Here is a 12,973-nt window from a genome sequence, read left to right on the forward strand (position 1 = left end):
GGTGCCCCGCTCAACGAGGAATTCGGCAAGGCCGTCGGCGCCGACGCCTATTGCCGCGACGCGGCCGTGGCAGTCGAGACCGCCAAGGATTTCATGAAGCGCAAGCACAACGTCCGCGTATCATAGCCGCAAGGCAACTTTCCGTCCTTCGTGGAAGGCGTAGGGCGCCTGGCGCGGAGCAACAGCATCGCCGACCTCTATGAACGGCCGGGGAGTCTTTTCCAGCTCTTTCGCCAGCCCATTCGCCGCCACATTGGTGGTTGCAAGTACAAGGCAATCGCCCGGCACGAAGTTTTCTTCACGGGTGTTGTGGTCAACGATCGTCACGCCGTCCCCGTGCCATTCCAGCACGCTGACATCCAACACCCATGTGACGCCAAGCTGGCGCAATGTCCGTCGCAGCGGGAAATCGGCAGCCGTCCGCTGCAGTTCCTTGCCGACCAACGGATCGGGCGTGAGAATGGTCACTTGATGGCCATCCTCGGCAAGTTTCCAGGCCGTGCCACAACCGCGCCAGCCTCCGCCCTCGTCGAGCAAAAGCACGTGCTTACCCGGCCGCACAACGCGGGCCATGACGGACTCGATCGAGAAGACATTGCCCCTTTCGATGCCGGGCAGGCTCGGCACTGCCGGCAAAGCCTTCTGAAAGCCGGTTTCGGGAGACACCGACCCCGTGGCCAGGATAACGGTATCAGCTTGGAAAGAGGCGATTTCCGAGGCCTCGACGTAGGTGTTCAGTCGTACGTCGACATTCAGTTTGCTGAGCTGGCGTTCATACCACCCGAGAAGGTCGAGGATTTGCCCGCGGCGCGGCTGCAGTCCGGCGAGCAGAAAGTTCCCGCCCAGCCTACTGGAGGCTTCAGCCAGCACCACGTCGTGACCCCGCTCGGCGGCAACCCGAGCCGTCTCCAGGCCGGCGGGACCGCCGCCGACGACAAGCACCCGTTTCTTGATAGCAGCGGACGTGAACCGGTCACCACCCCATTCAAACTCGCGCCCCGCAGAGGGATTGATAAGGCAGCTGATCCAGTAGTCGCGCGAACGACGGCCCCAGCACATCTGGTTGCAGGATATGCATCCGCGCACATCTTCCGGCCGGTCTGCCGCGGCTTTGCGTGCCAGATGCGGATCGGCGATCTGGCCCCGGACGATCGAGATCAGATCTGCAGCTTTCTCGCCGAGCACGGTTTCGGCGTTTTCAGGCGTCCTGATATGGCTTTCGGCGACCACGAGGGCCGTCTTGACCACGGCCTTGAGGGTCGTTGCGAGATCAGTGCCAAGCTTCTCCGGATAGAGAAAGGTCGGCATTATTTTGTAGAAATCGAGGTAGCTGCCAGTGCCGCAGGTCACGTAATCGATCAGCCCCTGCTCATCATGCAGCCGAATGATTTCCGCCAGCTCCTGGCGACTGAGCGCGACTGTGTAGTCGGGTTCGTCGCTGACCGAGAGGCCAACTATAAAATCTCGGCCGCATGTTTCGCGGATGCGGGTTAGGATTTCGCGCGAGATCCGCGTGCGGTTGTCGAGCGACCCTCCCCATTGGTCCTCGCGTTGGTTTGTCCAGGGTGTCCAGAACTGATCGACCAATCCGAGATAGGCAGCCCAGACTTCGACGCCATCGAAACCGGCTTCCTGGCAGCGGCGCGCGGCCTGAACGAAGCCGTCGATGGTTTCCCAAATCTCATCCTCGGACATGGCGTGGGAACCGTCGCTGTCATGATAGCTCGGCAGGCCCGAGGGCGACCAATGCGCATGAAATGAGTTGTCCGAATCCCCGTGCGCTCCGACGTGATAGAGCTGCTGGATGGCGATCGCCCCATGGTCCTTGATTGCGCGTGTGACCTGCTGGAAATGAGGAATGACGCTGTCGTCGCCCGGTCGAAAATTGCCGCGTGTCAATACGGCGGCCCGATGGACGGGCATGGGTTCGACAACAATCATGCCGGCCCCACCGAGCGCTCGCTCGGCATAGTAGGCAACGTGCCGTTCGGTCGGCACGCCAGTTTCGGCCATGTTGGCGGTATGAGCCCCGAACACGATCCGGTTTCTGAGCGTGCGGCTGCCTAGCTTTGCAGGTGAAAACAGATGCGGAAAGAGTTTTGACATAGTTCGCACCAGCGGTCGGAGGAAGGCCTCGGGCGGCAGTCAGGTGGCTTGTCCCATAGTCACGGATTTCTGGAGCGCCGCGGCAAGGCCGTCTGCCACGGCAGATTCAAACCCGGCTGCGCGCATGGCCTCGATCGCTGCCGCGGTGGTGCCGCGGTAGTCGAGGAAGGTCTGGACGATATCTTGGGGATTGTCTGGACGAGCCTCGAGGAGTTTTCCGGTTCCAACAAGCACCGCGCTGACGCTCCGCCGGGCAATATCTGGATCCATTCCTCGGCTGACGGCATCGTCCACCATCGCTGCCGCCAAGAGCGCCGGACACGCCGGGCCGGATCCAGTCAGGCCCGTCAGATAATCGATATCTGCTTCGCTTTTGACTTCATCGGCCGCGCCACAGGCCTCCAGAATCCGGCGAACGACATTGCGGTCATCCGCAGTGACGCTCTGAGAGCTTATCCAGGGAGTATAGGAATTCCGCACCTCTGCCGCTGCATTCGGAAGCGTGCGGACGACGCGGTCGGTTTTAAGACGTCCCGCCAGTTGGTCGAGAGTGATCCCGGCCATAACCGACATGGCGAGCTTGCCGGACGCAGTAATGTCGATGGCAGGCCAATCGTGGGGCCGGACCGAGACGATGATGACATCAGATCGATCCACCAGTTCCTGGTTGTCCCTGGTCCATGTAGCGTTTGGCAGAAAGTCGGGTTGCCCAGTTCTATGAGAGAGCGTGAGGTGCTCTGCGGCGACTATTTGCGCATCAATAATGGCCTCGGCGATAGCGCGTCCAAGCCAGCCACCTCCGCCGATTATTCCGATGCTCAAGGGTTCACCCATTGTCGAAACGCTTCCTCAGCCCGCCGAATGGCCGTGTCTGGCGAAGAACCGGTCGAGTTCGCGCTTCCGCGGGGCCTTACCTGTAAAAATCTCCACGTACCCGGGAATGCGCTTCATGCGGTCCGCGAGATCTTCGCTGGTCTGCATTGAGATGTAGCCGATCTGCACGAGGTAGATGGTGCGCGCTCGAACGTCGGCTGAGCCTTCGTCGTAACCAAAGCGGACAAACATCTGGCTCAACGCATCGAGACGCGTCTGGTCGGCTTTCTGCACCTCCGCCAGGATGTCAGGGGATTGAAGCGCCCAGCTTCTGACTGCGAACTCGAACTGGGAATCGAACAAGGATTTGTCGAGCCAGCAGTCGAAAACGTTCAGCATCGCTTCGGCGACCGTCTCGGCATATGCCTCAGCCTGCTTGACGAGGTTGCCGGTGTTCTTGTCCCGCCAACGGGTCACGAGGGCAGCCAACAGTTCTTCTCTATCCTTGAAGAACCAATAGAAGCTGGTGCGCGACAGGCCCAATTTCTTGGCCAGTGGCGATATTCTCACCGTGTCGACGCCGGATTCAAGAAGCAGGTCGTAGGCGGCTTCAAGCCACCCCTCCGGCGATCCGCGCCATCCGCTATCGTTCGAAATTTGCTCCATGAGTGATCAGCCTAACAAAATATCAAAGTGAAAACCAGAAAAATGTACACACATGTCGACTCTATCGACTTCTCAGAAGCTAAACTTGACATGCATGTACATTTTCGATAGCGTTCGCACTTGCCATCTCAGCCCGGAGTCCGTCAGATGTCGAGCGATCCCCTCCTGCAGCCGTACAAACTCAAGCATTTGACCCTGCGCAATCGCATCATCGTGACCTCCCACGAGCCGGCTTATCCGGAGGACGGGATGCCGAAGGAGCGCTATCTCGCCTATACGGTTGAAAGGGCGAAGGGCGGTGTGGCGATGACGATGACAGCCGGGTCCGCTGCGGTCTCGAGGGACAGCCCCCCGGTTTTCAACAACCTGCTCGCCTACAAGGACGAGATCGTGCCGTGGATCAGGCAGATGACAGATGCGGTGCACGAAGAGGGCGCCGCCATCATGATCCAGCTAACCCATCTTGGACGGCGTACACGCTGGGACAAAGGTGACTGGCTTCCCGTTCTGGCGCCGTCCCATCATCGTGAAGCCTCCCACCGCGCGTTTCCCAAGAAAATTGAAGACTGGGATATCGAGCGCATCATCAAGGACTTTGCGGATGCCGCTGAGCGGATGAAGGCGGGCGGGATGGATGGCGTCGAGTTGGAGGCTTACGGCCACCTGCTCGACCAGTTCACGTCTCCTCTCACGAACGAACTTGACGGCCCTTATGGCGGTTCGCTTGATAACCGCATGCGCTTCTGCATGGATGTCTTGAAGGCGATCCGGTCACGGGTCGGCGAGGACTTCATCCTGGGCGTACGATACACCGCGGATGAACGTCTCCCCGGTGGCACTGGCAAGTCCGAGGGCATGGAAATCTCCAAGCGTCTCAAGCAAAGCGGACTGATCGATTACCTCAACGTGATCCGCGGGCACATCGATACCGATGCGGGCCTGACGGACGTCATTCCAATTCAGGGAATGGCGAATGCGCCGCATCTTGATTTTGCCGGCGAGATTCGTGCCGCGACCAACTTTCCAACTTTCCATGCAGCGAAAATACCGGATGTGGCGACAGCGCGCCACGCGATTGCGTCGGGTAAGGTCGACATGATCGGCATGACGCGCGCGCACATGACCGACCCTTACATCGTGCGCAAGATCATAGAAAAGCGCGAAGACGAAATCAGGCCATGCGTGGGCGCAAACTATTGCCTTGACCGTATCTATCAGGGCGGGGCGGCATACTGCATTCACAACGCCGCGACTGGCCGTGAGCTGACCATGCCGCATATTGTCGCCAAGGCCGACAGCCGCAAGAAAGTTGTCGTGGTCGGTGCAGGTCCGGCTGGCCTCGAGGCCGCCCGCGTGGCGGGTGAGCGGGGACACGAGGTCGTGGTCTTCGAGGCCGCCAGCGACCCTGGCGGGCAGATCCGGCTGACAGCGCTGAGCCCGCGCCGCAAGGAGATGATGAGCATCATCGATTGGCGCATGGCCCAGTGCGAAAAACATGGAGTGACCATCAGGTTCAATGCCTGGGCGGAAGCCGAAACTATCGAGGCGGAAAATCCGGACGTTGTCATCGTCGCAACGGGCGGTGTGGCGCACACCGACGTCCTTTCCAAGGGCAACGAGTTCGTGGTGTCGTCTTGGGACATCATCTCCGGAGACGCAAAGCCGGGAACCAATGTCCTCATCTTCGACGACGCGGGTGACCACGCGGCACTCCAGGCCGCGGAATTCCTCGCCGGCGCCGGAGCGAAGGTTGAAATCATGACACCGGACCGGTCATTCTCACCCGAGGTCATGGCTATGAACCTCGTGCCCTACATGAGGTCTCTTCAAAAACTCGATGTGACCTTCACCGTTACCTATCGGCTCGAGTCAGTTGAAAAGAATGGCAATCAGCTCATTGCAAATGTCGGCAGTGACTACGGCGGCATATCCAAACAGCGCGTCGTGGATCAGGTTGTCGTCAATCACGGCACCATTCCGCTGGACGACATCTATTTCGAACTGAAACCGAAATCGACCAATCACGGAGAGATTTCGCAAGATGAGCTCATCGCCGGGCAGCCGCAGTCGGTGGTGCGGAATGCGCAGGGCCAATTCCAACTCTTTCGTATCGGCGACGCCGTTTCAGCTCGCAACACCCACGCCGCGATCTACGATGCACTGCGACTGGCGAAAGATATCTAACATCCGGCAACGGACCATAGCGTCCGCTCACAACAAGGGCTGAAAGATGAACAGAAGTGAGGCCCTGCGATATTTTGTAGACACAGCGTTCGTGGCCTTTGACCAGTTCTCACACGACCTGCGATCGCGCAGATCGATCGTCCAGCTCTTCGCCCAATCGGAGGTTCCCGGGCCTGAAAAGACCAGGGCCGGGAGCCGTTTGCCGGTCTGTTCCTATCTCGGCCCGGCGTTGGCGGAAGAGGCGATCCCGTCTACGCTCCGCAACTTGATTGAGCGCTTCAAGGCGATCGAGCCGCTGCTCGAATGGCGGCTGAAATCAAATCCCGCCCCGTCTGCCAGCAGCAATTTCCGCGACGGTCACGCCAACGCGATGATCCTTGGCCCGGGCGGCCTCGAGGACAGAAACGATCTGTGGCTCGGCGTCACTTTGATGGCTCCTCACGTCCGGTATCCCGACCACGATCATCCGCCGGAAGAAACCTACCTCGTGCTCTCGCATGGCGAGTTCAAGCAGGCTGACAGGGACTGGTTTTCGCCCGGCATCGGTGGATCACTCTACAATCCGCCAGGCATCAAACACGCAATGAGATCGCTGGATCGGCCGCTGTTCGCATTTTGGGCGCTGTTGGTGGACCAGACGCATCACTGAACTTGCCCGAAGCCCGGCTACCGGTCGAGGGAAGAGCCAAGACCGCCTTGCGGGTGAAGCGCGTGGCTCATCAATAGCTTCGTCATCGACGTCGGTTCGCCGCGGACCGTCAAGGCGCTGCCGATTTCGAAGAAGCGCCTTGATCAAAGATCGCGAAAAGGTTGCTATATCTCGACTTTCACACGGCCAACCGGATTAGAACAGCAAGCAAGGAAATAGCCGTCGGCAATCTCTTCGTCGGTGATGCCGCCATTGTGGACCATATGCACATCGCCTTCGGTTCTGCGAACCTTGCATGTCCCGCATATCCCCATACTGCAACCCGATCGGATCACCAGACCGGCAGCCCGTGCCGCAGCCAGGATCGTATCCGTCTCGACGCATTTCGCCGAGACGCCGGATAGGACAAATTCGATCTCGGCCTCGTTGTTCTCGGCGGGAACGAAGTCATCCGGGACCTTCTCGGCCTCAGGAAGCGGCGCGCGGAAGCTTTCCTGATGATAATGCGCCATGTCGAAACCGAGACCGGCCAGCGCCTCGCGCACGGCTTGCATGAAGGGCTCGGGCCCACAGCAGAACACCTCGCGATCAAGATAATCCTGCGCCATCAGTCCGAGCATCAACTGGTTGAACATGCCTCTGTAGCCGGTCCACGGCCTGTATGGATCGGTCTGTTCAACCACCCATTTCAGGTCGATGCCGGTTACGCGCGATGCCATATGCTCCAGCCGTTCACGGAAGATGATCTCAGAAGGACGGCGCGCGCAGTGGACGAAGACGATGTCCGGATCAACCCCGGAATCATACAGATGGGTGGTCATGGACATCATCGGTGTGATGCCCGAGCCGGCCGATATGAAAAGAAACTTTTCGGCTGGCTGATGTGCCATCGAGAAGGTGCCCCCCGGACCAATTGCCCGCAGGCGCATGCCCGGACGGAGGCTGTCAAACATCCACTGCGTTCCGACAGAGTCGGCCTGCGCCTTTACGGTAATGGTCAGCGAGGTCGGCCGCGACGGAGATGAGGATATCGTGTACGTCCGGTAGACCGGACCGCCGGGAGTGGGCAGTTCCAAAGTGAGGAACTGTCCCGGATCAAAATTGAACAGCGCTCCGGACGGCGACCGGAAACAAAAGGTCAGGACGTTCGGCGCCTCCGGAAGAAAGGAGGCACATTCGAGTTCTTCCGCGTCGGTCCAGAAAACCAGCCTGGGTTTTGCCACCACGTTCATTGGTTCACTCCGCGGCCAATTGCATCGAGGCCTGAGAACGCTCAAGCCAGTTCGCATACCAATCGACGAATTGGCTCACACCGCTTTCCTGAACCGGCGAATATGGTCCGGGAACGTAGGCAGGAGAGAAGATCCCTTGCTGGTTGGTTTCGACGATCTCACGGTCTTCATCATTGGTAGAAATCCAGACCTCGGTCAGGCGCCTGAGGTCGTAGTCGAGCCCTTCGACGGCATCTTTGTTCACCAGCCAGGTGGTGGTGACCTCGGTCTCCGTGGCGCTGATTGGCGTGACCCGGAAGGTCAAGGAGTGATCCGGCAGGAAGTGGCTCCAGGTCGTTGGATAATGGAACATCAACAGCGAGCCTGCTTCGGGCAGCGCCACCCGGCCAAGATTCTTGCGAACGGCAGTCTTGCCGTCGAGCGTGTAGCTCACCGCCTTTTGCTGCAGCGGCATCCGCGCCAGGCGAAATTGGCCGCTGCCGCCAAGGCGGAACTGCGCCGGCGCGCCTGAGGCTTCGCAACTGTCAAAATGCGCCTGGAGGGTCGCCGAGACCGACCCGTCGGTAGACACCCCGGCCACTTCCGGGTCGAGCGAGAAGGAGCGGCAGAGCGACGGGTGGTTGCTGCTGCAGTGGTAGCATTCGCGGTTGTTTTCCCACACAAGCTTCCAGTTGGCCTTCTCGATGATAGTCGACGTATGCGCGACCTTCGCATTGTTGAGGTCATGGACCTCTAGATATGGAAGGGCCAGGTCGGCAAACGGTTCGAAGTCTGGGGGCGTAGCGGACAGACAGACGTAGATCAGGCCGGCAAGATTGCGCAGATGGACCGGCTTCAGCCCGTGTTTGGACATGTCGAAGTCGGGCCCCATGTCATTTGCCCAGATGAGCTTGCCGTCAAGCTCATAGGTCCACTGGTGATAGGGGCAGACGAGTTTGGCCACTTGGCCTTCGCGCGCCTTGCAAATCATCGAGCCGCGATGGCGGCAGGAATTGTGGAAGGCGCGGATTTCACCATCGCGGGCGCGCACGATGACCACCTCATAGGCACCCACGCGCATCGTCACGTAGCTACCAGCTTTCGCAAGCTGGCACGCCGGGGCCGCGTAGAGCCATTCCTGGTAGAAGATGTGCTCGAGATCGAGCTGGTAAATCGTTGGCGAAGTGTAAAAGGGCTGCTCAAGGGCATAGCCCGAGACGCGGCGCGCTAGCAACTCTTGGATCGAGGGCGAGGGGGCGTTCATGCGGAATTCCATAGATGGCGTGCACATTTGAGATGAAATTTTCTTGCCTGAAGGCCTTTTGCGCAACAGCACTAATTTTCAGAACGATTTAGTTCAGCTAATCTGTTGCACTCAGCGAGCCATCCAAAAAACGGGTCCGAAGAAGCGTTGATGCCAAGACCGTACGATCTCTCCTCGGTGACGGCTCTCATCTGCTTCGAGGCAGCCGCCCGAAATGCGAGTTTCAAAAACGCCGCCCAGGAATTGAATGTGACGCCCGCGGCGATCAGCCACCAGATCAAGGCGCTTGAGGGTGACTTGGGATGCAACCTGTTCCTGCGCTTGAGCCGCGGCGTCGAATTGACTGAGAAAGGTGCGTTCCTGTTCGTTGCCGTGCAGCGCGGGCTTGAGACGATTTCCGACGCCGTCACTCACATGCGCGATCGCCCGGAAACCGCCGACGTGACCATCCGGACAACGACGGCCGTCAGCTCGCTATGGCTTACACCGAAGATTTCAGCCTTCTGGAAGAGCCATCCCACCATCACTGTCTCGCAGATCGTCAGCGACGTGCCCGCAACAGCGATCCGCTGTGATCTAAGTATTCATTACGGTGATGCGCAGGAAAGTCCCGAGGAGTGTCACAAACTTTTTCAAGATCGCATTGTCGCGCTTGGAACTCCAAAATTCGCCGCCGAGCACGGCATTGGCCGAGTTGAGGATCTGCTCAAAGCGCCTTTGATTCATATGAACAACGAGGAAACCGACTGGACGAACTGGCCGGAGTGGTTTCAAGCGCTTGGACACACCATCCCAAAAGGCCGCAGGTTTTCCGTGAACAACTACATGATTGCCCTCCAGGCCGCCCAGGATGATATCGGGGCGGTCTTGGGGTGGGATGGATTGGTCAAAAGCCTGATGGAACAGGGCCGGCTGGTCACACTTGTACCCGACAACATTCCCTCACCCAGGGCATTTTATCTGAAAATCCATCCCAGGGCAGGTTCGAAAGCGCGGCTTTTTGCGAGCTGGCTCGCCAAAAGCGCTTGAGCAGCTGCTCTCTTGCTCGCTGACTTCTTCGGGCGGCCTCACGTCACCGCGCTCGCTATGGATTCGTGGTATTGAACGGGTACCCACCACGAAAGCCTGGAGATTATCGGATGAGACTGATTGTGCTTGCCGCCGCTCTCTCGATCGCGGCGCCTGCGGCCGCCCTGGCCGGGCCGGCCTCCAATGCGGTGAAGTTCTTCTACATGCCCGAGGTCAAGTTCGAGGCCGACGCGAAATACCGCGACCGTTTCACCGAGCCGGTGACAAAGCTGTTCGACCTCAACGACCAGGCGCAGAAGAACAAGCCGGACGAGGTGCCTTGCATCGACTTCGCCCCCGGTCTCGACGCGCAGGACTTTGACGAGAAGACAGTCGCCAAGACGTTGAAGCTGTCAGAAGCAGTGGATGGCGACAGCGCCAACGTGACCGTGACCTTCAACCTTTTCCCGGAAGGCGATGAATCCAAACGCGAAATGGTCTGGTCGCTGAAGAAGGTCGACGGCCAGTGGAAGGTGGCCGACATCACCTCGAAGACCAGCGGCTGGACGCTGAGTGCGCTCGAATGCCTGGCTGGCCAGACTCCGGAGTGATGCCATGGCCCGCGTCCTGGCCCTGGCGACTGTGTGCCTGCTGGCCGCGGGCTTGTGCAGCACTGCCGGCCAGGGCCTGTTCGGCGCGCCGCTCTCAGCAGAAGATGCACGGGCAGCTCCGCTGCGGCCGGGTACGCCGACGGCCTTGGTGAAACCGTTTTACGAGCATGTCGGGCTCGAGCTCGATCCGGCTCAGCGCAGCCATTTCGTCGATCCCGCGAAGTCGGTGCTCGACAAAAGCGATGCGCTGCGGAAATCGGGGCAGGGCGAATGCCTCGATCCCAACATGGCGCTCGACAATGCGGCGTACGACAGGGCCGAGATCGACAACAGCCTGAAGACAGTTGAAGCGGTCAAAGGCGATGAGGCCAAGGTCGTCGTCGCCTTTATCGTTGCCGGCAATCCGCACCGGCTGGAATGGAAGTTCAAGAAGGTCGACGGCGACTGGAAGATATCGGACCTTCTGTCGCTGACCGGCGAATGGGCGCTCAGCCAATATCAGTGTGAGTGAGAACGGACCGATGAGTTGATCGCCTCATGGCGATTGAAAACCAGAGTTGGCGATCCTGCTGTCCCGCCGGACATCTCGCAGCAGAATTCAGCCGCGTCCGCGATAGGGCGCAACACCGGTGTCGGGCAGCCATGCGCCTTCCGGCGGCGCGCCGGTCTGCCAGAATACGTCGATCGGAATGCCGCCGCGCGGATACCAATAGCCGCCAATCCGCAACCACAGTGGTTTGGTCGCAGCGATGATGCGGCGGCCGATCATGATGGTGCACTCTTCATGGAAGGCGCCATGGTTGCGAAACGAGGTCATGAACAGCTTCAGCGACTTCGATTCCACCAGCTGCGTGTCGGGTGCATAGTCGATGACGATGTGGGCGAAGTCCGGCTGGCCGGTGACCGGGCAGAGCGAAGTGAATTCCGGGCAGGTGAAGCGAACGATGGCTGGCGGCCCGTCGCCGCGCGAAAACGGCACGGTCTCCAGGACTGCTGCGTCAGGGTTCTTTGGCGCCTCGACGTTGGTGCCGAGTTGGGTAAGGTTTTTCGTATCGGTCATCGGCGGGTTCCTTACTGCATGTTGCCCAAAAGCCTGCCCACGGGCCCGACCCGAGGGTGCGCGGACTTGGGTACGACATGCGCAAAAACAAAAATTTGCCGCTCATTAGCACAATTTGAAACAGGAAGACGATGACCACCAGCGATCCGCTTCTCCAGCCCTATCAGCTCAAACATTTGACGCTGAAGAACCGGGTCATGTCGACCAGCCACGAGCCGGCCTATTTCCGAGGACGGTATGGATCTGAAGATCACTTCGGATTTGATTTGGTGGCGCGCAGCCGAACCTCCGCACGGAGAGCCACCAGGCACGTCGGTCCGATCTGCGCGCTGCGCACGCCGCCGGCTTGCAGCCAGACACCGTACGATCTCTTAAACCGCGATAGCGGCTGGCCGCTCAAAACATTCTGGCGGTGGCCATGCAGAGCACGGTGATGACCAGCAGCCCACCAGCGATGCGTTCGCCCCTTGTCATTTTCGCGCGCAACTGCGTTTCCGTCGCCGAGTCAGTGCCGGCAAGCCGCCTGCTGGCAGAGCCGACCAGCGCTCCCTGAACACCGGCGGCAATCAAGGCCGTCGCGATGCCCAGGGCCAGAACCATTTCCATCGAACCGAAAGAGCCGCTGTGGAAGAAATACCAGAGCAGGGCGCCGGTCAGGAAAACCATGCCGGCCGCGTTCATTTGCGGCCGGAAAAACCGTTCGATCCGAATCTCCGGATCGCGGGCGACAGCGATGGTCGTTCCAGCCCAGAACACACCGGCCAATACGTGAAGGCCGAGGACGATGATGTAGACATACTGCATGACCGCATTCCTCCTTTCCTACCGCCAGCCATAAAGTTAGATATCAAATGATTAGATGTCAATGTAAAGTCAAGGGCCAGTTCCATCGGCCTTTCCCTTACTCTAGTGTCGGATCATGACGCTTTTTGACCGCCCGCCAGTCGGGATGAATCTCGCCCGCACCGCAAAACTTGTCGCCCAGGCCTTTGACGCCACGTTGGTCGAGGCGGGCGGCACGCTGCCGGTCTGGGTCACGCTGTTGTCGATCAAGTCGCGCGAACTGGCCAACCAGCGTGAGCTCGCTGGCATGATCGGAATCCAAGGCGCGACGCTGACCCACCACCTGAACGCGATGGAGACGCAAGGTTTGCTGACCCGGCGCCGCGATCCGGAAAACCGCCGCGTCCATCAGGTCGAACTGACCGAAGCGGGAGAGGCGCTGTTCCTGAAATTGCGCACGGCAGCCATTGCCTTCGACAAGCGGCTGCGGACCGGGTTGTCGGACGACAGGCTGGCGGAGTTCGCGGAAGTCTTGGCGACGCTGCGGGCGAATGTCGATTGATCCCAACCGCCGAACGCATTGTTTCAGCGAGCCCAAGATGTAGCGGTAGCCAGCTA

At 59.6% G+C, this 12,973-nt stretch carries 13 protein-coding genes and 1 pseudogene; 7 read left to right on the top strand and 7 right to left on the bottom strand.

The annotated features are described in order from the left end of the window. Window positions 1-126, top strand: a pseudogene (locus tag AC0L2V_RS03235) (cobalamin-binding protein); the annotation flags it as partial. On the opposite strand, the gene AC0L2V_RS03240 reads toward AC0L2V_RS03235, so the two are convergent. Genes AC0L2V_RS03240 through AC0L2V_RS03250 form a run of 3 tightly spaced genes read right to left on the bottom strand, consistent with a single transcriptional unit; the run spans window position 121 to window position 3,585 of the window. After that, a complete protein-coding gene (locus tag AC0L2V_RS03240; protein WP_473519418.1) occupies window positions 121-2,106 on the bottom strand; it encodes an oxidoreductase in 1,986 nt (661 codons plus the stop codon). The pseudogene AC0L2V_RS03235 and the gene AC0L2V_RS03240 sit on opposite strands and share 6 nt — an antisense overlap. A gap of 39 nt (window positions 2,107-2,145) precedes the next feature. Beyond that, window positions 2,146-2,940 carry a pyrroline-5-carboxylate reductase family protein gene (locus AC0L2V_RS03245; protein ID WP_473519419.1) on the bottom strand — a complete coding sequence of 265 codons (795 nt, stop codon included), beginning with the start codon at window positions 2,938-2,940 and terminating at the stop codon, window positions 2,146-2,148. A gap of 15 nt (window positions 2,941-2,955) precedes the next feature. Next, entirely contained in the window at window positions 2,956-3,585 is a 630-nt protein-coding gene (locus AC0L2V_RS03250; protein ID WP_027153879.1) for a TetR/AcrR family transcriptional regulator, read from the bottom strand. A gap of 147 nt (window positions 3,586-3,732) precedes the next feature. On the opposite strand from AC0L2V_RS03250, the gene AC0L2V_RS03255 reads away from it, so the two are divergent. Then, the gene (locus tag AC0L2V_RS03255) at window positions 3,733-5,769 is read left to right on the top strand and encodes an oxidoreductase (protein WP_473519420.1); all 2,037 of its coding nucleotides are present in this window, start codon (window positions 3,733-3,735) and stop codon (window positions 5,767-5,769) included. A 46-nt stretch (window positions 5,770-5,815) separates the two neighbouring features. Beyond that, window positions 5,816-6,418, top strand: a complete 603-nt coding sequence (locus tag AC0L2V_RS03260; protein WP_473519421.1) for a dimethylsulfoniopropionate lyase — start codon at window positions 5,816-5,818, stop codon at window positions 6,416-6,418. A gap of 164 nt (window positions 6,419-6,582) precedes the next feature. Here AC0L2V_RS03260 and AC0L2V_RS03265 read toward each other — a convergent pair whose 3' ends face one another. Then, window positions 6,583-7,650: an FAD-binding oxidoreductase gene (locus AC0L2V_RS03265; protein ID WP_473519422.1), complete on the bottom strand. Its 1,068-nt coding sequence runs from the start codon at window positions 7,648-7,650 to the stop codon at window positions 6,583-6,585. A 4-nt stretch (window positions 7,651-7,654) separates the two neighbouring features. After that, window positions 7,655-8,893, bottom strand: coding sequence for an aromatic ring-hydroxylating oxygenase subunit alpha (locus AC0L2V_RS03270; RefSeq protein WP_473519423.1), 1,239 nt, complete (start codon window positions 8,891-8,893; stop codon window positions 7,655-7,657). 150 nt (window positions 8,894-9,043) lie between these two features. On the opposite strand from AC0L2V_RS03270, the gene AC0L2V_RS03275 reads away from it, so the two are divergent. The 3 genes from AC0L2V_RS03275 (at window position 9,044) to AC0L2V_RS03285 (ending at window position 11,023) form a co-directional block, all read left to right on the top strand. After that, window positions 9,044-9,922, top strand: a complete 879-nt coding sequence (locus AC0L2V_RS03275; RefSeq protein ID WP_473519424.1) for a LysR substrate-binding domain-containing protein — start codon at window positions 9,044-9,046, stop codon at window positions 9,920-9,922. A gap of 110 nt (window positions 9,923-10,032) precedes the next feature. Further along, window positions 10,033-10,512: a DUF3828 domain-containing protein gene (locus AC0L2V_RS03280; protein WP_473519425.1), complete on the top strand. Its 480-nt coding sequence runs from the start codon at window positions 10,033-10,035 to the stop codon at window positions 10,510-10,512. A 4-nt stretch (window positions 10,513-10,516) separates the two neighbouring features. Next, a complete protein-coding gene (locus AC0L2V_RS03285) occupies window positions 10,517-11,023 on the top strand; it encodes a hypothetical protein (protein ID WP_473519426.1) in 507 nt (168 codons plus the stop codon). Between the two features lie 87 nt (window positions 11,024-11,110). On the opposite strand, the gene queF is transcribed toward AC0L2V_RS03285, so the two are convergent. Both queF and AC0L2V_RS03295 read right to left on the bottom strand, forming a co-directional pair. Further along, a complete protein-coding gene (gene queF / locus AC0L2V_RS03290) occupies window positions 11,111-11,572 on the bottom strand; it encodes a preQ(1) synthase (RefSeq protein WP_473519427.1) in 462 nt (153 codons plus the stop codon). Between the two features lie 396 nt (window positions 11,573-11,968). After that, entirely contained in the window at window positions 11,969-12,376 is a 408-nt protein-coding gene (locus tag AC0L2V_RS03295; protein ID WP_091600611.1) for a hypothetical protein, read from the bottom strand. Between the two features lie 115 nt (window positions 12,377-12,491). Here AC0L2V_RS03295 and AC0L2V_RS03300 point away from each other — a divergent pair, with 115 nt between their 5' ends. Then, window positions 12,492-12,917 (top strand): MarR family winged helix-turn-helix transcriptional regulator, encoded by a 426-nt coding sequence (locus AC0L2V_RS03300; RefSeq protein ID WP_027153887.1) that lies wholly within the window; start codon window positions 12,492-12,494, stop codon window positions 12,915-12,917. The last annotated feature ends 56 nt before the right edge of the window (window positions 12,918-12,973 follow it).

The organism is Mesorhizobium sp. WSM4814 (genome assembly GCF_055811595.1).